20 protein-coding genes are annotated in these 26,097 nt (G+C 60.4%); 14 read left to right on the top strand and 6 right to left on the bottom strand.

Annotated features, from left to right (window positions below; genetic code table 11):
* Positions 1 to 35: 35 nt before the first annotated feature.
* Positions 36 to 1,361 carry an MFS transporter gene (locus PSUM_RS09135; protein WP_083349391.1) on the top strand — a complete coding sequence of 442 codons (1,326 nt, stop codon included), beginning with the start codon at positions 36 to 38 and terminating at the stop codon, positions 1,359 to 1,361.
* A 4-nt stretch (positions 1,362 to 1,365) separates the two neighbouring features.
* Here the strand turns inward: PSUM_RS09135 and PSUM_RS09130 are convergent, their stop codons facing one another.
* Complete coding sequence (locus tag PSUM_RS09130; RefSeq protein ID WP_083350172.1) at positions 1,366 to 2,778, bottom strand: type VI secretion system Vgr family protein; 1,413 nt, start codon at positions 2,776 to 2,778, stop codon at positions 1,366 to 1,368.
* 225 nt (positions 2,779 to 3,003) lie between these two features.
* Here PSUM_RS09130 and PSUM_RS09125 point away from each other — a divergent pair, with 225 nt between their 5' ends.
* Positions 3,004 to 3,708 carry a YebC/PmpR family DNA-binding transcriptional regulator gene (locus tag PSUM_RS09125; protein WP_008063883.1) on the top strand — a complete coding sequence of 235 codons (705 nt, stop codon included), beginning with the start codon at positions 3,004 to 3,006 and terminating at the stop codon, positions 3,706 to 3,708.
* 962 nt (positions 3,709 to 4,670) lie between these two features.
* Here PSUM_RS09125 and zapE read toward each other — a convergent pair.
* Positions 4,671 to 5,801 (bottom strand): cell division protein ZapE, encoded by a 1,131-nt coding sequence (gene zapE, locus PSUM_RS09120; protein WP_083349390.1) that lies wholly within the window; start codon positions 5,799 to 5,801, stop codon positions 4,671 to 4,673.
* 245 nt (positions 5,802 to 6,046) lie between these two features.
* Between zapE and PSUM_RS09115 the strand changes: the two genes are divergently transcribed.
* The 4 genes from PSUM_RS09115 (at position 6,047) to PSUM_RS09100 (ending at position 10,902) form a co-directional block, all read left to right on the top strand.
* Complete coding sequence (locus tag PSUM_RS09115; RefSeq protein WP_020801191.1) at positions 6,047 to 6,520, top strand: MarR family winged helix-turn-helix transcriptional regulator; 474 nt, start codon at positions 6,047 to 6,049, stop codon at positions 6,518 to 6,520.
* Positions 6,517 to 7,986, top strand: a complete 1,470-nt coding sequence (locus tag PSUM_RS09110; protein ID WP_083349389.1) for an efflux transporter outer membrane subunit — start codon at positions 6,517 to 6,519, stop codon at positions 7,984 to 7,986. Before PSUM_RS09115 ends, PSUM_RS09110 begins: the two co-directional genes overlap by 4 nt.
* A 15-nt stretch (positions 7,987 to 8,001) precedes the next feature.
* A complete protein-coding gene (locus tag PSUM_RS09105) occupies positions 8,002 to 9,204 on the top strand; it encodes an HlyD/EmrA/EmrK family protein (protein ID WP_033045347.1) in 1,203 nt (400 codons plus the stop codon).
* A 168-nt stretch (positions 9,205 to 9,372) separates the two neighbouring features.
* Positions 9,373 to 10,902: a DHA2 family efflux MFS transporter permease subunit gene (locus tag PSUM_RS09100; RefSeq protein ID WP_083349388.1), complete on the top strand. Its 1,530-nt coding sequence runs from the start codon at positions 9,373 to 9,375 to the stop codon at positions 10,900 to 10,902.
* Between the two features lie 125 nt (positions 10,903 to 11,027).
* Here the strand turns inward: PSUM_RS09100 and lpxH are convergent, their stop codons facing one another.
* Entirely contained in the window at positions 11,028 to 11,756 is a 729-nt protein-coding gene (lpxH, locus tag PSUM_RS09095; protein ID WP_033045694.1) for a UDP-2,3-diacylglucosamine diphosphatase, read from the bottom strand.
* The gene (locus tag PSUM_RS09090) at positions 11,753 to 12,256 is read right to left on the bottom strand and encodes a peptidylprolyl isomerase (RefSeq protein WP_020801186.1); all 504 of its coding nucleotides are present in this window, start codon (positions 12,254 to 12,256) and stop codon (positions 11,753 to 11,755) included. Before PSUM_RS09090 ends, lpxH begins: the two co-directional genes overlap by 4 nt.
* Positions 12,257 to 12,507: 251 nt before the next feature.
* Here PSUM_RS09090 and PSUM_RS09085 point away from each other — a divergent pair, with 251 nt between their 5' ends.
* A complete protein-coding gene (locus tag PSUM_RS09085) occupies positions 12,508 to 14,205 on the top strand; it encodes a glutamine--tRNA ligase/YqeY domain fusion protein (RefSeq protein WP_020801185.1) in 1,698 nt (565 codons plus the stop codon).
* 14 nt (positions 14,206 to 14,219) lie between these two features.
* A complete protein-coding gene (gene cysS, locus PSUM_RS09080) occupies positions 14,220 to 15,602 on the top strand; it encodes a cysteine--tRNA ligase (RefSeq protein ID WP_033045696.1) in 1,383 nt (460 codons plus the stop codon).
* 229 nt (positions 15,603 to 15,831) lie between these two features.
* Here cysS and PSUM_RS09075 read toward each other — a convergent pair whose 3' ends face one another.
* Complete coding sequence (locus PSUM_RS09075) at positions 15,832 to 17,664, bottom strand: sigma-54-dependent Fis family transcriptional regulator (protein ID WP_042955948.1); 1,833 nt, start codon at positions 17,662 to 17,664, stop codon at positions 15,832 to 15,834.
* Positions 17,665 to 18,025: 361 nt separating this feature from the next.
* Here PSUM_RS09075 and PSUM_RS09070 point away from each other — a divergent pair, with 361 nt between their 5' ends.
* From PSUM_RS09070 to PSUM_RS09045, 6 genes are read left to right on the top strand one after another with little or no spacing between them, the layout of a single operon-like run.
* A complete protein-coding gene (locus PSUM_RS09070) occupies positions 18,026 to 19,120 on the top strand; it encodes an ABC transporter ATP-binding protein (RefSeq protein WP_020801181.1) in 1,095 nt (364 codons plus the stop codon).
* The gene (locus PSUM_RS09065; RefSeq protein WP_020801180.1) at positions 19,120 to 20,235 is read left to right on the top strand and encodes an ABC transporter ATP-binding protein; all 1,116 of its coding nucleotides are present in this window, start codon (positions 19,120 to 19,122) and stop codon (positions 20,233 to 20,235) included. The genes PSUM_RS09070 and PSUM_RS09065 overlap by 1 nt, the downstream gene beginning before the upstream one ends.
* Positions 20,232 to 21,098 carry a carbohydrate ABC transporter permease gene (locus tag PSUM_RS09060; protein ID WP_020801179.1) on the top strand — a complete coding sequence of 289 codons (867 nt, stop codon included), beginning with the start codon at positions 20,232 to 20,234 and terminating at the stop codon, positions 21,096 to 21,098. Before PSUM_RS09065 ends, PSUM_RS09060 begins: the two co-directional genes overlap by 4 nt.
* 7 nt (positions 21,099 to 21,105) lie before the next feature.
* Positions 21,106 to 21,906, top strand: a complete 801-nt coding sequence (locus tag PSUM_RS09055; protein WP_083349387.1) for a carbohydrate ABC transporter permease — start codon at positions 21,106 to 21,108, stop codon at positions 21,904 to 21,906.
* Positions 21,907 to 21,916: 10 nt separating this feature from the next.
* On the top strand, positions 21,917 to 22,189 hold the full coding sequence (locus tag PSUM_RS09050) for a DUF2160 domain-containing protein (protein WP_020801178.1): 273 nt from the start codon (positions 21,917 to 21,919) through the stop codon (positions 22,187 to 22,189).
* Positions 22,190 to 22,236: 47 nt separating this feature from the next.
* Positions 22,237 to 23,979: an ABC transporter substrate-binding protein gene (locus tag PSUM_RS09045; RefSeq protein ID WP_008061970.1), complete on the top strand. Its 1,743-nt coding sequence runs from the start codon at positions 22,237 to 22,239 to the stop codon at positions 23,977 to 23,979.
* 651 nt (positions 23,980 to 24,630) lie between these two features.
* Here PSUM_RS09045 and nuoN read toward each other — a convergent pair.
* Complete coding sequence (gene nuoN / locus PSUM_RS09040) at positions 24,631 to 26,094, bottom strand: NADH-quinone oxidoreductase subunit NuoN (RefSeq protein ID WP_020799549.1); 1,464 nt, start codon at positions 26,092 to 26,094, stop codon at positions 24,631 to 24,633.
* Positions 26,095 to 26,097: the final 3 nt, after the last annotated feature.

Raw genomic sequence — 26,097 nt, 5'->3', positions numbered from 1 at the left:
TGCCGGCACACTCATACCCTGAGGTCAGAACCACAATGAACCAGCATATCGGCACCCTCAAACGTTGGCGCGTGCAGATCTTCGCGATCACCTGGCTTGCCTACGCCGCTTTCTACTTCACCCGCAAAGCATTTTCCGTGGCCAAGCTCGGCATCGCCGAAGACCCGACCTTCATGCTCGACAAGATGGCCATGGCCAACCTCGACGCGATCTACCTGACCGCCTACGCCATCGGCCAATTCACCTGGGGCATCCTGGCGGACCGCTTCGGGCCGCGGGTGGTGGTGCTGGGTGGGTTGCTGATTTCCGCCGCAGCGGCACTGGTGATGGGCAGTTTCGCCACCTTGCCGATCTTCGCCACCTGCATGCTGATCCAGGGCCTGGCGCAGTCCACCGGTTGGTCGGGGTTGTGCAAGAACCTTGGCAGTTTCTTTCCCGCCCAACAGCGCGGGCAAGTGCTGGGACTGTGGAGTTCCTGCTACGCCTTCGGCGGCCTGGTGGCCTCGCCGTTTGCGGGTTGGTGGGCCTATACGCTGATCGGCAGCTGGCATGCGGCGTTCATTTCCAGTGCGGCGGTGGTTGGGCTGGTCGCCGTGCTGTTTTTTATTTTCCAACGCAATACACCGCAAGACGTCGGCTTGCCGGCGGTTGAGCCAGAGCCTGAGCTGACCGTCGAGGAGGCCCATGCCCAAAGCAAGATCAGCCTGTGGGAGCCGTTGAAGGACATTCTGCGCAACCGCACGGTGCTGGTGCTGGGGTTGGCGTATTTCATGCTCAAGCCGGCGCGCTACGCGATTCTGCTCTGGGGCCCGGTGATCGTTTTCGAACAGATGCCCTCGGTGGGCAAAGTCGGCGCGGCGATCATTCCTACCGCGTTCGAACTGGCCGGCTTGCTCGGGCCGATCATGCTCGGCCTGGCCTCGGACAAACTCTTCGGCGCCCGGCGCATGCCGGCCTGCGTGCTGAGCCTGTTGGCATTGACCGTGTCCCTGGGGTTTTTCATGGGCGCGCTGCACAGCGGTAGCGTGGTGCTGGTGGTGGCCCTGCTGTTCGTCATGGGCCTGACGCTCTACGGACCTGACTCGATGATCAGCGGTGCGGCCGCCATCGACTTCGGCACCGCCAAGGCGGGTGCCACGGCGGCGGGTTTCGTCAACGGTTGCGGTTCGGTCGGGGCGATTCTCGGTGGGTTGCTACCAGGCTACTTCGACACCGTGACCGTCTTCATCGTCTTTGCCGGCTGCGCGTTGTTCTCTGCCGTGGTACTCATCCCGCACTGGAACAGCCGCCCCGCGGGCCAAGGTAGCCACAAGGCCCGCGTGCCCAATCAGGCGATCACCATAAAACCCCTGCGCACCTGAACGGTCACTCGGGGTCGGTGCGATTGATCAGCCAGTCGAGCAGCAGGCGGGTGTCGCTGTGGCGGGTGTCGGTGCGTACCGCTGGTGGGCTGCGCAGCTGCCCACCGCTGGCGCAGAGCACCGGGCGGTCGGGGTCGCTGTCGAGAAAACTGACCCAACCGTCGCTGCCGGCCATTGGCAGCTGGCTCGGTTCCCCGTGGGTAGGGGACATTGTCAGTGCGACAGGCAGCCAGAGGCCGCTGCTCGCCTTGGGATCGACCTCCGTGCCTGGCCACAAAGTCGCCAGCAGGCGGCCTTGATCATCCTGTTTTGCGCGCTGCCCGGGCAGGCCATGGACCCGGGCGGGCTGGAAGCCAGGGATGCGCGGCCTGGCCTGGTCCAGGGGTGGGCGAAATACCGTCGACCAGGGAATCGCCGTGAACTGATTTTGATAGCGCCGGACAATGCTGTCCTGAGACAGGATCGAACCCTGCTGGCCCTGATGCCGCGCCTGAAAGACCAGCCATTGGTCGTTGAACCCCGGCACGGGATGCTCGGCTATCTGCACGATGCGTGCGCTGCGTAACAGGCCTTGATTGCTTTTTCCATGCAGCTGCAATTGCTGGCAACGCATACGCTGCAGATCGCGGCGCTCGAGTTGATCTCGATGACGTTGCTCCTGGGAAGGGCCGGGTGCGAAGGTGTGGGAAAAAGCGTGATTGGCCGCACCTTCATCGACCGCAGTTCCACGATTTTTCGCCGCCACTCGTGGGTAAACGGCTTGTGAGTCATGGCGCTGGAACAACTCGCTGATCACAGGCGTAGCGCCATCGCCCGGTTCATCGCCCTGGAAAGGCATCAGCAGCGGCTCCTGGGGAAAGCTCATGTTGTCGTCGGCCAACACCAGTACATGACTGTCACGCCGGTGTTCGAAGTGATAGTGAATGCCTTCCTCCTCGCACAGGCGCTGCAGCAAGGCCAAGTCGGTTTCCTCGTACTGAATGCAAAAAGGCCGCAGGGGATACTGCCCGTCTGCCAGCTCCAGGCGATAGCTGTCGGCGGGCAGGTCATGTTCCTCCAGCAGCTGGCGCAGGATCATCGGCACGCTGAGGTGCTGGAAGATCCGCCGCGATGGGTATCGATCCAGCGCTTGAAGGGCCGGCACCAGGACCAGTTTATAGCTCACCCGTCCTTGCCCCCGGTGTTCGCAGCTGGCGCTGTGCAATACGCCATGAATGCCCTGGCCTTGCCCAAGGTCGAGCAACGCCGATTGTTGCAGCAGCCGTTCAAGGTTGAGGGCCGGTGCCAGGCCAATCACTTCGATATTGAATCGATAGGGTTGGTTGAGGGCCTCGTGGCCACTGAACTGCACTACTTGCAAACTCAGGTGGTCGTCGAGGAGTGTCAGGGTATAGGGACTTTCCTTGTCGTTGTGCATCTGACGCGCTTCTACCATGGAGTACGGCCACAGAGAGTACGAAACCCGCATGCCTTGTGGACATCGCCAATCGAAATTTCAGAATTGCCCTACAACCATCGGTAAAGATGCCGATCCTTGGATGAGCCTGAGATTTTTTGGTCGATTGCCAACTTTAGGCCGTATAAACTTGGCGCCATGCGTCGGCCAATAGATGTTTCGGCGCCATAGACAAGAGAGTGAGTAATGGGCGCACAGTGGAAGGTTAAACACAAAGAAGCGGCAGCCAACGCCAAGGGCAAGATCTTCGGCAAACTGGTGAAGGAAATCACCATTGCTGCGCGCAACGGTGCCGATACCGCCACCAACGCACACCTGCGTCTGGTGGTCGAACAGGCCAAGAAAGCTTCGATGCCAAAGGAAACCCTGGATCGCGCCATCAAGAAAGGCGCCGGTCTGCTGGGCGAAACCGTGCAATACCATCGCGTGACCTATGAAGGCTTCGCGCCACACCAGGTGCCGCTGATCGTCGAGTGCGTAACGGACAACATCAACCGTACCGTCGCTGAAATCCGCGTTGCTTTTCGCAAGGGCCAACTGGGCGCTTCCGGTTCGGTGGCTTGGGACTTCAACCACGTGGGCATGATCGAGGCCTCGCCGGACACTCCGGACGCCGATCCGGAAATGGCTGCCATCGAAGCCGGTGCCCAGGATTTCGAACCGGGCGAAGACGGCGCGACGCTGTTCCTGACCGAACCTACGGACCTGGACGCGGTACAAAAAGCCCTGCCTGAGCAAGGTTTCACCGTGTTGTCGGCCAAGTTGGGCTACCAGCCGAAGAACCCGGTCAGCGGCCTGAGCGACGAGCAGATGGCTGAGGTCGAAGCGTTCCTTGAAGGGCTCGATAACCATGACGACGTGCAGGATATGTTTGTCGGCCTGGCGGGTTGATTTGCGCCCTCGCGGCGACTGAAAAAACAACCCTGTAGGAGCCAGGCTTGCCGGAGAAGGCCGACCTATGTTTTGTTGACTGCGTACATATCCATTCCTGCGGTAACGGCCGCTTATGGTTTCGCTCTTACAGCGAGTCACTTGGAAAAACGGAACGCCGCCCGGCCCTAAGTAACCAAGGGCTCCTGCCCCTGACGTTCGGTGGCTCGCTAAGGCTCGCCATACCCTCGCTCCGGTCCTGCTCCGTGGGTCGCCGCGATGGGCCAGCCATGGCCCAGCGCGGCTAAACCGGCATCCATGCCGGTTTACCCACTGCGCAGAACCTCCACTCGGCCTCTCGAGGGGGCAAGAAAATCAAAAGCCAAAGCAACAGCCAAAGCGAGGCGGCCTTAAAGCCGACCTGATTGCAGGCCTGTCTGCGATCCCCCTGTAGGAGCGAGCCTGCTCGCGATGGACTTCCAGGCAACGCGTTCATCCAGACAGGGCGCGTTATCGTTGACGTCCATTGCCAGCAGGCTCGCTCCTACAGGGGATCTGGTACGGCAGCAAAAAGTCAGGTCGGCTTTAAGGCCGCCTCGCTGTTGATTTTGATCTGGGTGCCCCGTTAACCACGATGGCCGAACGCAGGCATTGCGCAGTGGGTAAACCGGCAGGACGCCGGTTTAGCCGCGCTGGGCCATGGATGGCCCATCGCGGCGACCCACGGAGCAATGCCGGAGTGAGGGCATGCCGAGCCTAGGCGAGGCACCGAGTGGTGGGGCAAAGCCTTTTGCTTCCTTTTTGGCGTTTGAAAAAGGAAGTCGCTGTAAGAGCGAAACCATAAGTGGGCGTTACCGCAGCAACGGATAGAAAACAATCTCCCACAACAAGCCTCGACCCGGCATGGACCAACGTTGGTAGAGGCTCAGGAGCTACCGCAGGCTGCGATCTTTTTCTTCAACCCCGCAGCAAGTTGCCCCAACTCAAACCCCCTCCCTTACCTCCACCAATTGCCCCAACCGACTACGCGTGCGCGCCAGGTCTATAGCGTCACCGCCCAGGCTTTCGCGCAGTGAGCGCTGGCCCAGCAATGTCAGGTGCTTGTCCTGGTCATACAAGACGTCGACCAGGTTGATGAATCGCTGCTGCGCGGCAATCGAGCAGTCGGCGAGGTCGGGCAGTTCGTCGATGATCCAGTGATCGAAGCGGCGACACAGCTCCAGGTAATCCATGACCGCTGTGGGGTGGTCGCACAGGTCGCTGAAAGTAAAACCGACGGCGCGTCCTTTGCAGAAGCGGGCCGATAGATGGCGAGTGCCGACGGCCAGGGCAATGGCCGGTCCGTTCGGCGCCGGCAGGTTCGATGCCTGGCGTTGCGCCAGTGTGGCGGGCCAGACGTATCGGCCCTGGGTGAACAGCTGGTGCGCATGGGTTCTGGCCTGGCTGCGATAGTCGTGGGGCCCGCCGACTTCCATGACGTGCATGCGCGCATTGATCAGGTCGATCACGGGCTTGAAGCGCGCATGGTAAAGCGGGTTGGGCAGCAGGCCTTCAGGCGGGTAATTGGAGGTGAGCAGCAGCAGGATCCCCCTGTGGAACAGCGCCTTGAACAGTCGCGTGATGAGCATCGCATCGCCGATGTCGTGGACGTGAAACTCGTCGAAACACAGCACCCGACAATCGCTCAGTAACTCATCCAGCGTGGTCGCCAGCGCATCCGGTTCGTTGCGATGGCTGAACATGCCCTCGTGCAGACGGGCAAAAAAACCGTGGAAGTGCAGGCGCTGCTTCTGGGCAAGGGGGATCGCCTGGAAGAACCCGTCGAGCAGCCAGCTTTTGCCACGGCCGACGGCGCCGTGCAGGTAAAGCCCGGGCAGTGTCTTGCCTGGCGTACCCAACAGTTTTGATGCGTGCTGCGCCATGCAGTCGATGACCCGTTGCTGGCTATGGCTGAGGGTGTAGCCCTGAGAACAGGCCTTGTGGTGAAAGTAGTCGTGAATTACCCGCGCATTCGCGCAGTGACGGTCAGGCCCGGCCGATATCTTGCCGAAGAGGCGGCGCAACGCTGGCCAGCGCGGAGTGAGTCGCGAATGCTTGGGTGGTCGAGCGGCCACTGTGATGTCCCCGTGATCTTCAGTCAGGCTCCTTGAGCCGCGGCGGCATAGTTTAACCAGTTGGGTAGTTTTGCTTCCAGTTGTGTCGTCGGTTTTGCGGGCGATGACGTCGATAAACGGTCGCTCATAACCAACGCCATTGGTCAACTAATTGCTAAGCAACCTAACTATTACGTTGACATTGGCTGCCTAGGCAGTAATATTTCGACATACATTCACTGCCTAGGCAGCTAATCGGTATTCAGATGAAACATTTCACGCCAGACGATTTCCATAATTGCCACCTCGGCCTCCTGCTCGGGCGCGCTGCGCTGCTCAAGGACCGGATCATCGATACGCACATGGAACCCCACGGCATCACCGCGGCGCAGTTCAAGGTGCTGATCATCATGGCCCAGTTCGGCGTCGATTCGCCGGGAGAGCTGTGCCGGTACCTGTCCCTGGACAGCGGTTCGATGACGCGCATGCTCGATCGTCTGGAACAGAAAGGTTTCCTCGCCCGCCAGCGCTCCGAGGCAGACCGTCGGCAGATTCAGCTAGTGCTGACCGACGAGGGCCAGAAACTCGCCGATCTTCTGCCGGGCATCGGCACCGAAGCCATGAATGAACTGGCCGGAGCCATCACGCCGGAAGAACTGAAAACCCTGGAATCCATTCTCAAGAAAATCCTGGTAGCGGCCGGTGACTCGATCACCCTGCAGCGGTTAGGTGACCAATGAACGTGAAAACCTTGCGCACTGGCGTCAGCCTGCTTCTGTTGGCCATGGGCCTGGCCAGTTGCGCCAGTTACAGTGGCCTGACCACCGAAGGTGTCAGCCTTGATGCAAAAAACCTCAAGGCGGGGCAATCCCTCAGCGGCGTGACGCTGTCGCCGGCGGCCTGGCCGAAAAGCGACTGGTGGAAAAGTCTCGGCGATCCGCAGCTCGACGGTCTGATCCGCGAGGCCCTGCGCGACAGCCCCGACATGCAGATCGCCGACGCCCGCGCCCATCAGGCCAGCGCCGCGGCCTATGCCGCCGACGCCGCGCGGATGCCGACACTGGATGCCAGCGCCGGCGTCAGCCGTTCGCGTCTGGCCCGGGACCAGGACCCGCTGGGGCAGGGTGGCAATTACTCCACGGTGCGCAACATCAGCGCCATCTTCAATTACAACTTTGACCTCTGGGGCGGTCAGCGTGATGCCTGGGAAGCGGCGCTGGGGCAGGCCCGTGCCGCCGAGGTCGACCAGCAAGCCGCGCAGTTGACCTTGTCCGCTGACGTGGCTCGCGCCTACAGCGACCTGGGGCAGGCGCACATCGTCCATGACCTGTCCGCCGAAGACCTCAAGCGTACCCGGCAAATGCTTGATCTGAGCCAGCGCCGCCTGAGTTCGGGGATCGACAGCCAGTATCAGTTCCAGCAGACCGAAAGCCTGGAAGCCACCTCCGAAGCCAATTTGATCGATGCCGAGAAGCGCCTGCAAAGCGCCAGGATCGCGCTGGCCGTGCTGCTTGGCAAAGGCCCGGATCGCGGCAACGAAGTCGCTCGACCGAACATTCTCAAGCCGGGTGCCGTGGCCCTGCCGTCGGTGCTGCCAGCCGAACTGCTCGGACGTCGTCCGGACCTGGTGGCTGCGCGCTGGCGGGTCGAGGCGGCGAGCAAGAATATCGATGCTGGCAAAACCCAGTTCTATCCGAACTTGAACCTCAGCGCCGCGGCCGGTGCCGAATCATTGCTGGGCGATGCGATGTTTGGTTCGGCCAGCCGCTTCTTCAATGTCGCACCGACGATTTCCGTACCGATTTTCGACGGTGGTCGACTGCGCGCCGACCTCGATTCCCGCGACGCCGACTACGACTTGGCGGTGGCGCAGTACAACAAAATCCTGGTCAGGGCGCTGGGCGACGTCAGCGACAGCATCAACCAGTTGCGTGACATCGGTCGCCAGATCGCGGCCCAGCAACACGCCACCGACATCGCCCAGGACTCTTACAACACCGTGGTCCAGCGCTACGGTTCCGGCATCGGTAACTATCTGGACGTGCTCAGCATCGAGCAGCAGTTGCTCCAGGCCCAGCGCCAATTGGCCAACCTGAATGCCGAGCAGATCGACCTGTCGATCCAGCTGATACAGGCGCTGGGCGGCGGTTTCCAGCCAGAGGCCATGGCCTCGGCCAATACCGCGCCAGCCACGCTGACCCAATAATTCAAGGAATTTGTCATGGCCACTGCCGATACAACGCCAACCACTGAAAACACCCCGGCCAATCCCGATTCGGGCAAGCGCAAGTTCATGCTGCTGGCCCTGGCGGTGGTGGTCGCGCTGGGCAGCGCAGGCGTCTGGGCCTATCACGAATTTTACGGGCGCTGGAGCGAAAGCACCGACGATGCCTATGTGAATGGCAACGTGGTGGAAATCACCCCGCTGGTTACCGGTACCGTCGTCAGTATCGGCGCCGACGATGGCGACCTGGTCCACGAAGGCCAGGTGTTGGTGAACTTCGACCCGAACGACGCCGAAGTCGGTCTGCAAAGCGCCCAGGCCAATCTGGCCCGGACTGTTCGTCAGGTTCGCGGTCTGTACAGCGACGTCGACGGCATGAAAGCCCAGGTCAACGCCCAGCAAGCTGAGGTGCAAAAAGCCCAGGACAACTTTAACCGGCGGAAAAATCTCGCCGTCGGCGGGGCGATTTCCCAAGAGGAACTGTCCCACGCCCGTGATGACCTGACCTCGGCGCAAAACGCCTTGGCCACCGCCCAACAAAAGCTCAAGACCACCGCCGCACTGGTCGATGACACGGTGGTTTCATCGCACCCGGACGTGATGGCCGCCGCTGCGCAATTGCGTCAGGCCTACCTCAACAACGCCCGAAGCACCCTGATCGCGCCGGTCACCGGCTACGTGGCCAAGCGCAGCGTGCAACTGGGGCAGCGCGTGCAGCCGGGGGAGGCGCTGATGGCGGTGATCCCGCTGGATCAATTGTGGATCGACGCCAACTTCAAGGAAACCCAGCTGCGTGACATGCGTATCGGCCAGCCGGTGGAGATCGAAACTGATCTCTACGGCAGCAGCGTGAAATACAGCGGCAACATCGACAGCCTTGGCGCTGGCACGGGCAGCGCGTTTGCCTTGCTGCCGGCGCAGAACGCCACTGGCAACTGGATCAAGATCGTGCAACGGGTGCCGGTGCGGATTCATATCAACGCCCAGGAGCTGGCCGAGCATCCCCTGCGCGTTGGCCTGTCGACCGTGGTCGATGTGAACCTGCGTGACCAGAGCGGCCCGGTGCTGGCGCAGCAGCCGCCGCAAAAGGCTTCGTTCAGCACCGCCATCTATGACCGCCAGTTGACCGAGGCCGATGCCATGATCACGCAATTGATCCACGACAACAGCGCCGCGGTGAGCAAGACCGCGCGTCGCTGACTCGCCAATCTGCCATCACACCAACCCCTGTGGGAGCGAGTCTGCTCCGGGCGGCGTTCCGAGGATAGCGTCCGGTCAGTCAACATTAGTGTTGGATGGGATACCGCTTCGCGAGCAGGCTCGCTCCCACAGGGTTAGCGGCGTCAGCCGAGTATCAAAGGATTCGCGATGAGCAATAACGCGTCATTCACGCCCCCCAGCCTGGTGCTGAGCACCATCGGCCTGTCGCTGGCGACCTTCATGCAGGTGCTCGACACCACGATCGCCAACGTGGCGTTGCCGACCATTTCCGGCAACCTGGGGGTGAGTTCGGAGCAGGGCACCTGGGTCATCACGTCTTTCGCGGTGAGCAACGCCATCGCGTTGCCGCTGACCGGCTGGCTGAGCCGGCGGTTCGGCGAGGTGAAGCTGTTCCTGTGGGCGACCGTCCTGTTTGTGCTGGCCTCATTTCTCTGCGGTATTTCCACATCGATGCCGGAGCTGATCGGCTTTCGGGTGCTGCAAGGCCTGGTGGCGGGACCGTTGTACCCGATGACCCAGACGCTGCTGATCGCCGTTTATCCGCCCGCCAGGCGCGGCATGGCCCTGGCGCTGCTGGCGATGGTCACGGTGGTCGCGCCGATTGCAGGGCCTATCCTCGGCGGCTGGATCACCGACAGTTACAGTTGGCCGTGGATCTTCTTCATCAACGTGCCGATCGGGATCTTCGCGGTCATGGTCGTGCGTTCGCAGCTCAAGGCGCGGCCGGTGGTGACCAGCCATCAGCCGATGGATTACGTCGGTTTGATCACCCTGGTCATCGGCGTCGGGGCGTTGCAGGTGATCCTCGACAAGGGCAATGACCTGGACTGGTTCGAATCGAGCTTCATTCTCATCGGTGCGGCCATTTCGGTGATTGCGCTGGCGGTGTTCGTGATCTGGGAAATGACCGACCAACACCCGGTGGTCAACCTGCGCCTGTTCGCCCACCGCAACTTCCGCATCGGCACCCTGGTGCTGGTGTTGGGGTACGCCGGTTTCTTCGGGATCAACCTGATCCTGCCGCAATGGTTGCAAACCCAGATGGGTTATACGGCAACCTGGGCCGGCCTGGCGGTGGCGCCAATTGGCATCCTGCCGGTCCTGATGTCGCCGTTTGTCGGCAAATACGCGCACAAGTTCGACCTGCGCTTGTTGGCGGGCCTGGCATTCCTGGCGATTGGCTTGAGCTGTTTCATGCGTGCCGGCTTTACCAGCGAAGTGGACTTCCAGCACATCGCCCTGGTGCAGTTGTTCATGGGCATTGGCGTGGCGTTGTTCTTCATGCCGACCCTGAGCATCCTGATGTCGGACCTGCCGCCGAGCCAGATCGCCGACGGCGCGGGGCTGGCGACGTTCCTGCGGACCTTGGGCGGCAGCTTTGCCGCGTCGCTGACCACCTGGATCTGGATTCGCCGTGCGGACCAGCACCATGCGTACATGAGCGAAAGCATCAGCACCTACGAGCCCGTAACCCGCGAGGCCCTGCATGCACTGGGTGGTGCGAGCAACCCGGCGTATGCGCAGCTCGACCACGTGTTGACCAGCCAGGCGTACATGCTCTCCACCGTGGACTACTTCACGTTACTGGGGTGGGCGTTCATGGGGTTGATCCTGATCGTATGGCTGGCGAAACCGCCGTTTGCGGCGAAGGCTGGGCCTGCAGCATCCGGCCATTGATGTAGCGGACAGATCGTTCCCACGCTCTGCGTGGCAATGCCTCAACGGACGCTCCGCGTTCGGCTCTGGAAGGGACGCGGAGCGTCCCGGGCTGCATTCCCACGCAGAGCGTGGGAACGATCAACTCAAGAAGAGGGGAAATCAAACGGTGCCAGGGCAAACCCGCTGTCGTCGACCTGCAACGCCCAACCCTGTTTATCCCAATCCCCCAGCACGATACGCCTGGCTGCCAGATCGCCGATCTGCAACTTGTGAATGGCCGGACGATGGGTATGCCCGTGGATCAAGGTTTTCACGCCATATTGCTGCATGATCCGTGGAATCTCTTCGGGCGTGACATCGACAATGTCATTGGCCTTCATGCGCGTCTGCGCCCGGCTTTCACTGCGCAGCTTGCGTGCCAGCTTATGCCGGGTGCTTAACGGCAGATGCCGCAAGATGAACAGGGTGATTGGGTTGCGCAGGTAGCGCCGCAGCTTCATGTAGCCTTCGTCGCGGGTGCAGAGGCTGTCGCCGTGCATCAACAGCACGGGTTCGCCGTTGAACTGCACGACACTCGGATCTTTGAGCAGGGTGCAGCCGGCCTGTTTGCAGAACGCCTTGCCCAGCATGAAATCGCGATTGCCGTGCATCAGGAAAATGGCCGTGCCGCTGTCGCTCAATTCGCGCAGGGCCTGGCAGATGGAACGCTGGAAAGGGGTCATGGCGTCATCGCCAATCCACGCCTCGAAAAAGTCGCCCAGAATGTACAGTGCACTCGCCGAGCGGGCGCGCCCGGCGAGTAAATCCAGAAACGCCCGGGTAATGTCCGGGCGCTCCTCTTCCAGATGCAAGTCTGAAATCAGCAGTATCACTCAATGATCTCGGCTTTCTCGATGATCACGTCGTCTGCCGGTACGTCCTGGTGGCCGGCCTTGGAAGTGGTGGCCACGCCTTTGATCTTGTCGACGACGTCGGTGCCGGCGGTCACTTTACCGAATACCGCGTAGCCCCAGCCCTGCACGTTCTTGCCGCTGTGGTTGAGGAAGCTGTTGTCAGCCACGTTGATGAAGAACTGCGCGGAAGCCGAATGCGGCTCCATGGTGCGGGCCATGGCGACGGTGTACTTGTCGTTGGAAAGACCGTTGTCGGCTTCGTTCTGGATGCTTGGGCGCTTGTCTTTCTTTTCTTTCATGCCAGGCTCGAAACCGCCGCCCTGGATCATGAAGTTACCGATGACACGGTGGAAAACCGTGTTTTCGTAGTGACCGGCTTTAACGTACTCGATGAAGTTGGCCACGGTGATCGGGGCTTTCTCGGCGTTCAGGTCCAGGACGATGTCGCCGTGGTTGGTGGTCAGTTTGACTTGAGTCATGATCGCTACTCTTTAAGGAATTCGTGGGTTTCGGGGCAGTACGGCCCCCAACCGGTTTGGCCAGCGCTGGCCAAGGTGCGCAGTTTAGCGTGACAGGCACGAATTTCGAGGCTGTTTTTTCATTTACAGCCTATTAAATGCGACGGTTTACAGAGCGCGCTCTGTCAGGTACTTGACGGCATCGGCTATGATAGCGGCTTTGTTTTGTCCGGCCTTCATTACGGCCACGCACTTGTACGTTCAAGGATCCTATGAGCAAGCCCACTGTCGACCCTACCTCGAATGCCAAGACCGGCCCTGCCGTGCCGGTCAACTTCCTGCGGCCGATCATCCAGGCAGACCTGGACTCGGGCAAGCACACGCAAATCGTCACCCGTTTCCCGCCTGAACCCAACGGCTACCTGCACATCGGCCACGCCAAGTCGATCTGTGTGAACTTCGGCCTGGCCCAGGAGTTCGGCGGCGTCACGCACCTGCGTTTCGACGACACCAACCCGGCCAAGGAAGACCAGGAATACATCGACGCGATCGAAAGCGACGTCAAATGGCTGGGCTTCGAATGGTCCGGCGAAGTGCGCTACGCCTCGCAATATTTCGACCAGTTGCACGACTGGGCGGTGGAGCTGATCAAGTCTGGCAATGCCTATGTCGACGACCTGACCCCTGAACAGGCCAAGGAATACCGTGGCACCCTGACCGAGCCAGGCAAGAACAGCCCGTTCCGCGACCGCAGCGTCGAAGAGAACCTGGACCTGTTCGCCCGCATGAAGGCCGGTGAATTCCCGGACGGCGCACGCGTGCTGCGTGCCAAGATCGACATGGCTTCGCCGAACATGAACCTGCGCGACCCGATCATGTACCGCATCCGCCACGCTCATCACCACCAGACCGGCGACAAGTGGTGCATCTACCCCAACTACGACTTCACCCACGGTCAGTCGGACGCCATCGAAGGCATTACCCACTCGATCTGCACCCTGGAATTCGAAAGCCATCGTCCGCTGTACGAGTGGTTCCTGGAGAACCTGCCGGTGCCGGCCAAGCCGCGCCAGTACGAATTCAGCCGCCTGAACCTGAACTACACCATCACCAGCAAGCGCAAGCTCAAGCAGCTGGTCGATGAAAAGCACGTCAACGGTTGGGACGATCCACGCATGTCCACGCTGTCGGGCTTCCGTCGCCGAGGCTACACACCAAAATCGATTCGCAACTTCTGCGAAATGATCGGCACCAACCGTTCCGACGGCGTGGTCGATTTCGGCATGCTCGAATTCAGCATCCGTGACGACCTCGACCACAGTGCCCCGCGTGCCATGTGCGTGCTGCGTCCGCTGAAAGTCGTGATCACCAACTACCCGGAAGGCCAGGTCGAGAACCTTGAACTGGCATGCCACCCTAAAGAAGACATGGGTGTGCGCGTCCTGCCATTCGCCCGTGAGCTCTACATCGACCGTGAAGACTTCATGGAAGAGCCGCCAAAAGGCTACAAGCGCCTGGAGCCGAACGGCGAAGTGCGCCTGCGCGGCAGCTACGTGATCCGTGCCGACGAAGCGATCAAGGACGCCGATGGCAACATCGTCGAACTGCGTTGCTCGTACGATCCGGACACCCTGGGCAAGAACCCTGAGGGCCGCAAGGTCAAGGGCGTTGTGCACTGGGTGCCGGCCGCTGCCAGCGTCGAGTGCGAAGTGCGCCTGTACGATCGCCTGTTCCGTTCTCCCAACCCGGAGAAGGCCGAAGACAGCGCCAGTTTCCTGGACAACATCAACCCTGACTCGCTGCAGGTACTCACCGGTTGTCGTGCCGAGCCTTCGCTTGGCAACGCACAGCCGGAAGACCGTTTCCAGTTCGAGCGCGAAGGTTACTTCGTCGCGGATATCAAGGACTCGAAACCCGGTCATCCGGTGTTCAACCGTACCGTGACCCTGCGTGATTCGTGGGGCCAGTGATTCAAGGAAATAACGTGCTTACGATCTACAACACGCTCACCAAGAGCAAAGAAGTCTTCAAGCCGCTTGATGGCAACAAGGTGCGCATGTACGTGTGCGGCATGACCGTGTACGACTACTGCCACCTCGGCCACGGCCGTAGCATGGTCGCCTTTGACCTGGTGACCCGCTGGTTGCGTTTTAGCGGCTACGACCTGACTTATGTGCGCAACATCACCGACATTGACGACAAGATCATCAATCGGGCCAACGAGAACGGGGAGTCGTTCGAAGCGTTGACCGAGCGCATGATCGCGGCGATGCACGAAGACGAAGCGCGCCTGAACATCAAGAAGCCGGACATGGAGCCTCGTGCCACGGATCACATCCCGGGCATGCACGCGATGATCCAGACCCTGATCGACAAGGGGTACGCCTACGCCCCGGGCAATGGCGACGTGTACTACCGCGTCGGCAAGTTCATGGGCTACGGCAAGCTGTCGCGCAAGAAAATCGAAGACTTGCGCATCGGCGCACGCATCGAAGTCGACGAGTCCAAGCAGGACCCGCTGGACTTCGTGCTGTGGAAAGCCGCCAAGCCGGGCGAGCCGAGCTGGGAATCGCCGTGGGGCGCCGGGCGTCCGGGCTGGCACATCGAGTGCTCGGTGATGTCCACCTGCTGCCTGGGCGAAACCTTCGACATTCATGGCGGCGGCAGCGACCTGGAATTTCCGCACCACGAAAACGAAATCGCCCAGAGCGAAGCGGCCACCGGCAAGACCTACGCCAACGCGTGGATGCATTGCGGCATGATCCGCATCAATGGCGAGAAGATGTCCAAGTCCTTGAACAACTTCTTCACCATTCGCGACGTGCTCGATAAGTACCACCCGGAAGTCGTACGTTACCTGTTGGTGTCGAGCCACTACCGCAGTGCCATCAACTATTCGGAAGACAACCTCAAGGACGCCAAGGGCGCCCTGGAGCGTTTCTACCACGCGTTGAAAGGCCTGCCGAGCGTGGCGCCGGCCGGTGGCGAAGCCTTCGTCGAGCGTTTCACCCAGGTGATGAACGACGACTTCGGCACGCCGGAAGCCTGTGCGGTGCTGTTCGAGATGGTGCGCGAGATCAACCGCCTGCGCGAGAACGATCTGAACGCAGCGGCCGGCCTGGCTGCGCGTTTGAAAGAACTGGCCAGCGTGTTGGGCGTGTTGCAGCTTGAAACCGATGACTTCCTGCAAGCCGGCGCCGAAGGGCGTGTGGATGCAGCTGAAGTCGAAGCGCTGATTGCTGCGCGCCTGGCGGCGCGTGCCGGCAAGGACTGGGCCGAATCCGACCGTATCCGCGACCAGCTCACTGCCATGGGCGTGGTGCTGGAAGACGGCAAGGGCGGCACGACCTGGCGTCTGGCTGACTGATTGCTGCACCGGATGATCGTTCCCACGCTCTGCGTGGGAATGCAGCCCGGGACGCTCCGCGTCCCAAATCAAAAGCCGAACGCAGAGCGTCCGTTGAGGCATTCCTTTGCGGCGCGTGGGAACGATCAATTTTTGTGATGTTTGAGTTTTGTGTGCGAGGCAGATCCTCTGTGGGAGCGAGCCTGCTCGCGAAGGTCTCAAGCCGAGCACTGCCAGGGTGGATTGCGAATTACTCCGCCTGGCGAAGTCGCTTGTAAAGGGTATTGCGACTAACCCCCAACCGCCGTGCCAGATGCGAAATATTCCCCCCAACTGCCTGCAACTGCCGGTTCAAATCCTCGGCATCATCAAGATCCACCGCCAACGGCTCTGGCGTCTCCACTGGCTCCATCTCCAGATCGACAAAAAAATCATCCGGCAAATGCTCCGGCCGTACCGGTTGTTCCTCGGCCATGGCCAGGGCCACCTGCATCACGCTGCTGACTTGCCTTAAATTCCCCGGCCACGGATGACGGCTGAACAACTCCAGCACTTCGCGGCTCAACCCGGCCCACTGGCTCGGTTCACGATGCTGTTCCCACAAGCGTTTGAACAGCGCCTCTTTATCACTGCGCTCCCTTAATGGCGGCAGTTCCAGGGTCAGGCCACCAATGCGGTAGTACAAGTCCTCGCGAAAGCGCCCCAGTTGTACCTGCTCGCGCAACGAGCGGTTGGTCGCCGAAATGATGCGAATGTCCACCGGGAACAACTCGCTGCTGCCCACCGGTTGCACACAACGCTCCTGCAGCACACGCAGCAAGCGCGCCTGGGTTGGCAGCGGCATGTCGCCGATTTCATCGAGGAACAGCGTGCCTTTGTCGGCCTTGCGGATCAGGCCGATGCTGCCTTTCTGGTTGGCGCCGGTGAACGCGCCTTTTTCATAGCCGAACAGCTCAGACTCCACCAGTTCGGCGGGAATGGCCGCACAGTTCACGGCGATGAACGCCTGTTTGTTGCGCGAGCTGGCCTGATGCAGGGCTTTGACGAACACTTCCTTGCCGACCCCGGTTTCGCCATGAATCAACAACGGAATGTCCTTTTCCAGCAGGCGCTCGGCCTGGCGCACGGCTTTTTCCACGCGGCTGTCGCCAAAATGCAGGGTGTTGAGGCTGATGGCGGCGGGCGCCGTGACGCTGGGTTCGGTGAACACCCGCGCTTGAACAGGTGCCATCTTTGGCCGCTTCAACAGGCACTGGAATCGATTGCGCCCGCAAGTCTGAAGCGAGAAGGGCAAGCCTTCGGGTTGATTGAGCAGCTCCAGCAAGGAAACCTTGAACAGACTCTCGACACTGACCCGCGACAAGCTCACGCCCAGCAGGTTGTCGGCGCGACGATTGGCGGACAGCACCTGGCCACTCTCATCGAAGATCAGCAACCCGGCCCACTGGCTGTCGAGATTGTTCAGGCCGGTGTTAAACGTCAGTTGAAAATGCTGGCCGTGGAACAGGTTGAGAATCAGCCGGTTTTCCACGGTCTGGCTCATCATCTTGACCATGCCCAGGGTATGGGAGGGCGGCAGGTAGCTGTCGCTGGACACATCCAGCACGGCGATGACCTTGCGCTCGGCATCGAAAATCGGCGCGGCGGAGCCGGTCATGAAACGGTTGGCCTTGAGAAAGTGCTCATCGTGCTCGATGTGCACCGCCTGTTCGCAAGCCAGCGCGGTACCGATCGCATTGGTCCCGCTGCAGCGCTCCATCCAGCTGGCACCAGCGCTGAAGCCACGGGTCAGGCTCGGTTCGATAAACCGTTGGGTGCCCCAGGATGTCAGCACCTGGCCCTGATTGTCGGCGAGCATGATCAGGCAGTTGGAGTTACTGAGGATGTTTTCGTAGTACGGCAGGACTTCCTGATGGGTGGTCTGCACCAGGGAATGCTGGCTCTCCAGCAATTGCTTGATGCCTTCGGCGGGCAGTTGATCGAAGGCCGGGGTGCTCTGATGGTTGAGGCCGAAGGCGCGACAACGTTTCCAGGAGTCCTGGATGATGGCGTCGTGGGTCAGCGGCGAGGCGGATGTGACCATGGCAGTCAGTCTCTGAATCAGCATTTTTATTGTTGTTATAGGCACATGCTATCCCCTGTAGGAGCTGCCGCAGGCTGCGATCTGTTGATCTTGATTTTGAACAGCAAAATCAAAAGATCGCAGCCTGCGGCAGCTCCTACAGGGGGCGTGAACAGTGTGTAGATTGTTGTTCACTAATGTTCATTGTCAATCGTTGAACTGTTCAGTTGTTCAGTCCCGATTGTTCATTTGTGTTCAGCAATGAACGTGACCAGGTAGTCACTTTTAAGGATTCAGAGCCAAATCAACCACTTGTATTTTTTGGCACAGATGTCGCTATACCGCTCAGGTCGCTTGACTCCAAAAATAAAAAGGCCGAGCCATGTCATTAACCCTGGAGCATGTCAGCCGCACCGTCGAGGGCCAGACCTGGATCGACGATGCGTGCCTGCGTTTCGAACCCGGATCCTTCAATGTCTTGCTCGGGCGCACGCTGTCCGGCAAGACCAGTCTCATGCGCCTGATGGCCGGGCTGGACAAGCCTGACACCGGTCGCATCCTGATGAACGGCGTCGATGTCACCCAACGCCCGGTGCGCCTGCGCAACGTGTCGATGGTGTATCAGCAGTTCATCAATTACCCGACCATGACCGTCTTCGAGAACATCGCCTCGCCGTTGCGCCAGGCCGGTGTGTCCAATGAGCTGATCCAGAGCAAGGTGCTGGAAACCGCGAAGATGTTGCGCATCGAGAAGTTCCTGCAGCGTTTTCCGCTGGAACTCTCCGGTGGCCAGCAGCAGCGCACCGCGATGGCACGGGCGCTGGTCAAGGATGCCGAACTGATCCTTTTCGACGAGCCACTGGTCAACCTCGACTACAAATTGCGCGAAGAGCTACGCCAGGAAATGCGCGAGCTGTTCAAGGCGCGCCATACCATCGCCATCTATGCCACCACCGAACCCAACGAAGCCCTGGCCCTGGGCGGCACCACCACCATTCTCCATGAGGGCCGGGTGATTCAGAGCGGCCGGTCGTCCGAGGTTTACCACCAACCGCAGACCGTGCTGGCGGCCGAGTTGTTCTCCGAGCCGCCGATCAACCTGATGCCGGGTCGCATTGCCGGCAACGAAGTGAGCTTCGCCAATTTCGTGCACTTCCCGCTTAACGTCGATTTGCGCCCGGTGGGCGAGGGCGAGTTCCGCTTCGGCGTGCGCCCCAGCCATATCTCGCTGGTGCCGAGTAACGACGATGACCTGGAACTGGCGGTGACCGTTGAAGTGGCGGAAATCAGCGGCTCGGAAACCTTCCTGCACGTGCGCAACGAGCATTTCCTGCTGGTGCTGCACTTGCCTGGCGTTCACGAATACGACGTCGATGCGCCGATCCGCATCTACATACCGACCCATAAACTGTTTGTGTTCGATGCGCAGGGGCGGCTGGTCCAGGCGCCCGGCCGGCGCGTCGCGAGGGTTGCCTGATGGCCGAAATCCGTTTGCAGAACCTCGCTCACAGCTATACCAGTACCCCGAGCGGCCCAGAGGACTACGCGATTCGCCAGATGGACCACGTCTGGGAACAGGGCGGCGCCTATGCCTTGCTCGGCCCGTCGGGCTGCGGCAAGTCGACTTTGCTCAACATCATTTCCGGCTTGCTCAGCCCGTCCCAGGGGCATGTGTTGTTCGATGGCAAAGCCGTCAACAACCTGACCCCGGAGAAGCGCAACATTGCCCAGGTGTTCCAGTTTCCGGTGGTGTACGACACCATGACGGTGTTCGACAACCTGGCGTTTCCGCTGCGCAACCAGGGCATGGCCGAGGCGAAAATTCACACCAAGGTGCGGGAAATCGCCGAGGTTCTCGACCTGCAAAGCCTGCTGAGCAAGAAAGCCAGCAACCTCACCGCTGACGAAAAACAGAAAGTCTCCATGGGCCGTGGGCTGGTACGCGATGACGTCTCGGCCATCCTCTTCGACGAGCCGCTGACGGTGATCGACCCGCACCTGAAGTGGAAGCTGCGGCGCAAGCTCAAGCAGATCCACGAGCAGTTCAACATCACCATGGTCTACGTCACCCACGATCAGTTGGAGGCCTCGACCTTCGCCGACAAGATCGCGGTGATGTACGGCGGGCAGATCGTGCAGTTCGGCACGCCGCGAGAATTGTTCGAGCGGCCGAGCCACACCTTTGTCGGCTATTTCATCGGTAGCCCGGGGATGAACTTGATCGAGGTCGAGGCGCAACCGGGGGGCGTCGGTTTCGCTTCGACGCATCTTCCGTTGTCCGAGGCCATGCAGAAATGCATCGCCGAATCCGAATGGCACACCCTGAAGGTTGGAATTCGCCCGGAGTTCATTCATGTCTGGGACGAACCTTTTGATGACGCGCTGCGTGCACAAGTCGTACACGTCGAAGACCTCGGCACCTACAAGATCATGACCTTGAACCTCGATGGCGTGCCGCTGAAAGTGCGCCTGGCCGAAGACAAACCGGTGCCCGAAGGCACGGCGTATATCAGTTTTCCGGCGCAGTGGCTGATGGTCTATGCCGATGATTTCCTGCTGGAGCCGCAATCGGTAGGTGAGGTGCAACCATGAACAAAGTGCAGAACAACAAGGCCTGGTGGCTGGTGCTGCCGGTGTTCCTGCTGGTGGCGTTCAGTGCGGTGATCCCGATGATGACCGTGGTCAACTACTCGGTGCAGGACATCTTCGACCAATCCAGCCGCTACTTCGTCGGTGCCGACTGGTACAAGCAGGTACTGCTCGACCCGCGTCTGCACGACTCGCTGCTGCGCCAGTTCATCTACTCGGCGTGCGTGCTGCTGATCGAAATCCCGCTGGGTATCGCGATTGCCCTGACCATGCCGACCAAGGGGCGCTGGTCGTCGGTGGTGCTGATCATCCTGGCGATTCCCTTGCTGATCCCGTGGAACGTGGTCGGCACCATCTGGCAGATCTTCGGTCGGGCCGACATCGGCCTGCTGGGGGCGAGCCTCAAGGCCATGGGTATCAACTACAACTATGCGGCGAACACCATGGACGCCTGGGTCACCGTGCTGGTGATGGACGTCTGGCACTGGACCTCATTGGTGGCGCTGTTGTGTTTCTCCGGGCTGCGGGCAATTCCGGACGTGTACTACCAGGCGGCGCGGATCGACCGTGCCTCGGCCTGGGCCGTGTTCCGCCATATTCAGTTGCCCAAGCTCAAGAGTGTGCTGTTGATCGCCGTGATGCTGCGCTTCATGGACAGTTTCATGATCTACACCGAGCCGTTCGTACTGACCGGTGGCGGGCCAGGCAATGCCACGACCTTCCTCAGCCAGACCCTGACGCAGATGGCGATCGGACAGTTCGACCTGGGGCCGGCCGCAGCGTTCTCGCTGGTGTACTTCCTGATCATCCTGTTGGTGTCCTGGCTGTTCTATACCGCCATGACTCACTCTGACGCCAACCGCTGAGGCCATCATGAGCATGAGAAAGCTTGTTCCACTGCTGATCTACATCCTGTTCCTGCTGGTGCCGATCTACTGGCTGCTGAACATGTCCTTCAAGAGCAACAGCGAAATTCTCGGCGGCCTGACGCTTTTCCCACAGGATTTCACCCTGGCCAACTACAAGGTGATCTTCACCGATCCAAGCTGGTACACCGGTTACATCAACTCGGCGTACTACGTGAGCCTGAACACGATCATCTCCCTGACCGTGGCATTGCCGGCGGCCTATGCGTTCTCGCGCTACCGTTTCCTGGGCGACAAGCACCTGTTCTTCTGGCTTCTGACCAATCGCATGGCACCGCCGGCGGTGTTCCTGTTGCCGTTCTTCCAGCTGTATTCATCGATCGGCCTGTTCGACACCCACATCGCCGTGGCCCTGGCGCACTGTCTGTTCAACGTGCCACTCGCGGTGTGGATTCTCGAAGGCTTCATGTCGGGCGTTCCCAAGGAAATCGACGAAACCGCCTACATCGATGGCTACAGTTTTCCCAAGTTCTTCGTGAAGTTTTTCATCCCGCTGATCGGCTCCGGAATCGGCGTCACGGCGTTTTTCTGCTTCATGTTTTCCTGGGTCGAACTGCTGCTGGCGCGAACCCTGACCTCGGTAAATGCCAAGCCCATCGCGGCGGTGATGACTCGCACGGTCTCGGCGTCCGGCATCGACTGGGGCGTGCTGGCAGCGGCGGGGGTGTTGACCATTCTGCCGGGCATGCTGGTGATCTGGTTTGTTCGCAACCACGTGGCCAAGGGCTTTGCCCTGGGCCGGGTATGAGGAACTGATGATGGAATGGATGAGTTGGACCGTCCCCACGGCGGCGTTCTTCAGCGTCATTGCCTTGATCCTCGTAGGCATGACGACCTGGGAATTGCGTTCGCCGAGCATATTGCGACGAGGTTTTTTGCCGATTGCCACCACGCGTGGCGATCGGTTGTTCATCGGTCTTCTCGGCAGCGCCTACCTGCATTTGCTGGTAATCGGCGTGACCGACTGGAGCATCTGGGTCGCCTTCGCGTTGTCCCTGGTGTGGCTGTTGGTGGTGATGCGTTGGGGCTAGTCGAATCGCTCGGCAATGTTGCTCCGAAACTCAATAAGGAGGTCTCTATGTTCGACAAAAACAATAAGCTGCGACATAGCATTTCATTGGCAGCCATGCTGGCACTCAGCGGTTTGAGCGCGTCTGCCTGGGCCGATGCCTATGAAGACGCCGCGAAGAAATGGATCGGCAGTGAATTCAAGCCGTCGACCCTGACGGCCGATCAGCAACTCGAAGAGCTGAAGTGGTTCATCAAGGCGGCGGAGCCGTTTCGTGGGATGAGTATCAAGGTGGTTTCGGAAACCATCGCCACCCACGAATACGAGTCCAAGGTGCTGGCCAAGGCCTTCACCGAGATCACCGGGATCAAGCTGACCCACGACCTGTTGCAGGAAGGCGATGTGGTGGAAAAGCTGCAGACGCAGATGCAGTCGGACAAGAACATCTATGACGGCTGGGTCAACGACTCGGACCTGATCGGTACGCACTTTCGATACGGCAAGACCGAATCGATCACCGACCTGATGGCCAACGAGGGCAAGAACTTCACTTCGCCGACCCTGGACATCAAGGACTTCATCGGCATCTCCTTCACCACCGCGCCGGACGGCAAGATCTATCAATTGCCTGACCAGCAGTTCGCCAACCTGTACTGGTTCCGCGCCGATTGGTTCGAACGTGCGGACCTCAAGGCCAAGTTCAAGGAAAAGTACGGCTACGAGCTGGGTGTACCGGTGAACTGGTCGGCCTATGAAGACATCGCCAAGTTCTTCAGCGAAGACGTCAAGGAAATCGACGGCAAGCGTGTCTACGGGCACATGGACTACGGCAAGAAAGACCCGTCCCTGGGCTGGCGTTTCACTGACGCCTGGTTCTCCATGGCCGGTGGTGGCGACAAGGGCATTCCCAACGGCTTACCGGTGGATGAATGGGGTATCCGGGTCGAGGATTGCCATCCGGTCGGCTCCAGCGTGACCCGTGGCGGCGACACCAACGGCCCGGCGGCAGTGTTCGCCACCACCAAATACGTGGACTGGATGAAGAAATACGCACCACCGGAAGCGGCGGGCATGACCTTCTCCGAGTCCGGGCCGGTGCCGTCCCAGGGCAACATCGCCCAGCAGATCTTCTGGTACACCGCCTTCACCGCCGATATGACCAAGCCGGGCCTGGCAGTGATGAACGCCGATGGCACGCCGAAATGGCGCATGGCACCGTCGCCACGCGGACCGTATTGGGAGGAGGGCATGAAGCTGGGGTATCAGGACGTGGGTTCCTGGACGTTCATGAAGTCCACGCCTGAGAAGCAGAAACTGGCAGCCTGGCTGTATGCGCAGTTCGTGACCTCTAAAACCGTGTCGCTGAAGAAAACCATCGTCGGCCTGACCCCGATCCGCGAATCGGACATCAACTCGCAGGCCATGACCGACCTGGCACCGAAACTCGGCGGCCTGGTGGAGTTCTACCGCAGCCCGGCCCGCGTGCAATGGACCCCGACCGGGACCAACGTGCCGGACTATCCACGCCTGGCGCAACTGTGGTGGAGCCACATCGCCGAAGCCGCCAGCGGCGAAAAAACCCCGCAACAGGCACTCGACGGCCTGGCCAAGGATCAGGACGCGATCATGTCCCGGCTGGAACGCTCGAAGGCACAAGCCACCTGCGCCCCGAAAATGAACCCCGAGCGCGACGCGCAGTACTGGTTCGACCAGCCGGGCGCCCCGAAACCGAAACTGGCGAATGAGAAGCCGCAGGGTGAAACTGTGAGCTATGCAGAGTTGCTGAAGTCGTGGGAGGCGGCGCGTAAGTAAAAGTTTGGAAGGTGAAATGCGAACGGCACCGGAAGGTGCCGTTTTCATTTGTGTCTGATAAGGCCTCTTCGCGAGCAAGCCCGCTCCCACATTAGATCGGCGTCGGACTCAAGTTTTGTGGTCACTGCAGATCAACTGTGGGAGCGGGCTTGCCCGCGAAGAGGCCGTCTCTGGCAATCGATATCTAATGGACGGTCAAATGTATGAAGGTTAGAAGATCGCAGCCTTCGGCAGCTCCTACAGGGTGTACCTCGTTCCAATGTAGGAGCTGCCGAAGGCTGAGATCTTTTGATGTCGACTCAATAACAAAAACGGCACCCGAAGGTGCCGTTTTCATTTGTGTCTGATAAGGCCTCTTCGCGAGCAAGCCCGCTCCCACATTAGATCGGCGTCGGACTCAAGTTTTGTGGTCACTGCAGATCAACTGTGGGAGCGGGCTTGCCCGCGAAGAGGCCGTCTCTGGCAATCGATATCTAATGGACGGTCAAATGTATGAAGGTTAGAAGATCGCAGCCTTCGGCAGCTCCTACAGGGTGTACCTCGTTCCAATGTAGGAGCTGCCGAAGGCTGCGATCTTTTGATGTCGACTCAATAACAAAAACGGCACCCGAAGGTGCCGTTTCTGTTTACTACCGAGTGTCGCTTAAGCGATCAACCCGCCAGACCCGATTGCTGTACCAGGTTCAACAGCGGCTGTGGATACAGGCCGAGGAAGAACGCCAGTACCGCGATGGCCAGCAGCATCACGCCGCCTGCACGTTGTTCCCAGTGCAGTTGGGCATCGTGGCGACGCAGGTTTGGTTCGATCAGGTACAGGGTGACCATGACACGCAGGTAGTAGAACACGCCGATGGCGCTGCCCAGTACCAGGGAGCCGACCAGCCACCATTGTTGCGACTGGACACCGGTGGCGATGATGTAGAACTTGCCGATGAAGCCCGCGGTCAGAGGGATACCAGCCAGGGACAGCATCATCACGGTCAGTACGGCAGTCAGGTACGGACGGCGCCAGAACAGGCCGCGGTATTCGTACAGGGCATCGGCGTCACGGCCGTTGTACGGCGACGACATCAGGGTGATCACGCCGAAGGCGCCAAGGCTGGTGATCACGTAGGTGACCAGGTACACGCCGATGGCTTCCACGGCCAGGCCCTTGCTCGCCACCAGGGCGATCAGCAGGTAACCGAAGTGAGCAATGGACGAGTAACCCAGCAGACGCTTGAGGTTGCTCTGGGTCAGCGCCAGCAGGTTACCGAACAGGATCGACGCGATGGCGATGATGGTCAGCACGTCGCTCAGTACACCGCTGCTCGCCGCTGGCGAGATCTGGAACAGACGCACCATCACCGCGAACACCGCGACTTTGGAGGCCGTGGCCAGGAACGCTGCAACCGGCGCCGGAGCACCTTCGTAGACGTCCGGGGTCCAGAGGTGGAACGGTACCAGCGACAGTTTGAACGCCAGGCCGATCAGCATCATGCCCAGGCCCAGTTGTGCCAGCGAGCTTGGCAGGCCGGTGGCCGCCAGGGCCTGGCCGATACCGACGAAGCTCAGGGAGCCGGAGTCGGCATACAGCAACGCCATGCCGAACAACAGGAACGCGGAACCGGCAGCCGACAGCACCATGTACTTGATGCCGGCTTCCAGCGAGCGCTTGTTGAAGAAGGCATAGGCGACCAGGCCGTAGACCGGTACCGAGAGCAGTTCCAGGCCAATGAACAAGCCAGCCAGGTGCTGCGCGCTGACCAGCACCAGGCCACCGGCGGCGGCCATCAGGATCAGCAGGTACAGTTCTTCACGGTTGCCCGGGTAACCCGAACCGCCATCGCCGAGGTAGGCGTGGGCGAGGGTCACGCAAGCGAGGGTGGCGACCAGGATCAGTGCCATGTACAGGCAGGCAAAGGTGTCGATCTGCAGCAATGGCGTCACGGCCAGGGGCGCGACTTTCAGGGCTGGCAGGATCGACAGCAAAGCCAGGTTCAGACCCGCCACCGACAGCAGGAAGGTCTGGGAGTGGTTGCGGCGCCAGGCAATCGCCAGCATCACCACGATGATCGTGGCGCTGGTGATCAACAACGGCGCTAGCGCGATAAAGTGTTGAGTCGTGAATTCCATAGC

The sequence above is a fragment of the Pseudomonas umsongensis genome (assembly GCF_002236105.1).
In the GTDB taxonomy this organism is placed as follows: domain Bacteria; phylum Pseudomonadota; class Gammaproteobacteria; order Pseudomonadales; family Pseudomonadaceae; genus Aquipseudomonas; species Aquipseudomonas umsongensis.
This window is presented reverse-complemented; position numbering and strand designations above follow the sequence as displayed.

Coding starts and splice junctions, on each gene's coding strand:
- PSUM_RS09055 (WP_083349387.1), top strand. CDS start 21,106: ATGAGCATGAGAAAGCTTGTTCCACTGCTGATCTACATCCTGTTCCTG.
- PSUM_RS09100 (WP_083349388.1), top strand. CDS start 9,373: ATGAGCAATAACGCGTCATTCACGCCCCCCAGCCTGGTGCTGAGCACC.
- PSUM_RS09050 (WP_020801178.1), top strand. CDS start 21,917: ATGGAATGGATGAGTTGGACCGTCCCCACGGCGGCGTTCTTCAGCGTC.
- PSUM_RS09085 (WP_020801185.1), top strand. CDS start 12,508: ATGAGCAAGCCCACTGTCGACCCTACCTCGAATGCCAAGACCGGCCCT.
- PSUM_RS09115 (WP_020801191.1), top strand. CDS start 6,047: ATGAAACATTTCACGCCAGACGATTTCCATAATTGCCACCTCGGCCTC.
- PSUM_RS09110 (WP_083349389.1), top strand. CDS start 6,517: ATGAACGTGAAAACCTTGCGCACTGGCGTCAGCCTGCTTCTGTTGGCC.
- PSUM_RS09125 (WP_008063883.1), top strand. CDS start 3,004: ATGGGCGCACAGTGGAAGGTTAAACACAAAGAAGCGGCAGCCAACGCC.
- PSUM_RS09090 (WP_020801186.1), bottom strand. CDS start 12,256: ATGACTCAAGTCAAACTGACCACCAACCACGGCGACATCGTCCTGGAC.
- PSUM_RS09135 (WP_083349391.1), top strand. CDS start 36: ATGAACCAGCATATCGGCACCCTCAAACGTTGGCGCGTGCAGATCTTC.
- PSUM_RS09075 (WP_042955948.1), bottom strand. CDS start 17,664: ATGGTCACATCCGCCTCGCCGCTGACCCACGACGCCATCATCCAGGAC.
- PSUM_RS09070 (WP_020801181.1), top strand. CDS start 18,026: ATGTCATTAACCCTGGAGCATGTCAGCCGCACCGTCGAGGGCCAGACC.
- PSUM_RS09105 (WP_033045347.1), top strand. CDS start 8,002: ATGGCCACTGCCGATACAACGCCAACCACTGAAAACACCCCGGCCAAT.
- PSUM_RS09045 (WP_008061970.1), top strand. CDS start 22,237: ATGTTCGACAAAAACAATAAGCTGCGACATAGCATTTCATTGGCAGCC.
- PSUM_RS09130 (WP_083350172.1), bottom strand. CDS start 2,778: ATGCACAACGACAAGGAAAGTCCCTATACCCTGACACTCCTCGACGAC.
- PSUM_RS09060 (WP_020801179.1), top strand. CDS start 20,232: ATGAACAAAGTGCAGAACAACAAGGCCTGGTGGCTGGTGCTGCCGGTG.
- nuoN (WP_020799549.1), bottom strand. CDS start 26,094: ATGGAATTCACGACTCAACACTTTATCGCGCTAGCGCCGTTGTTGATC.
- PSUM_RS09065 (WP_020801180.1), top strand. CDS start 19,120: ATGGCCGAAATCCGTTTGCAGAACCTCGCTCACAGCTATACCAGTACC.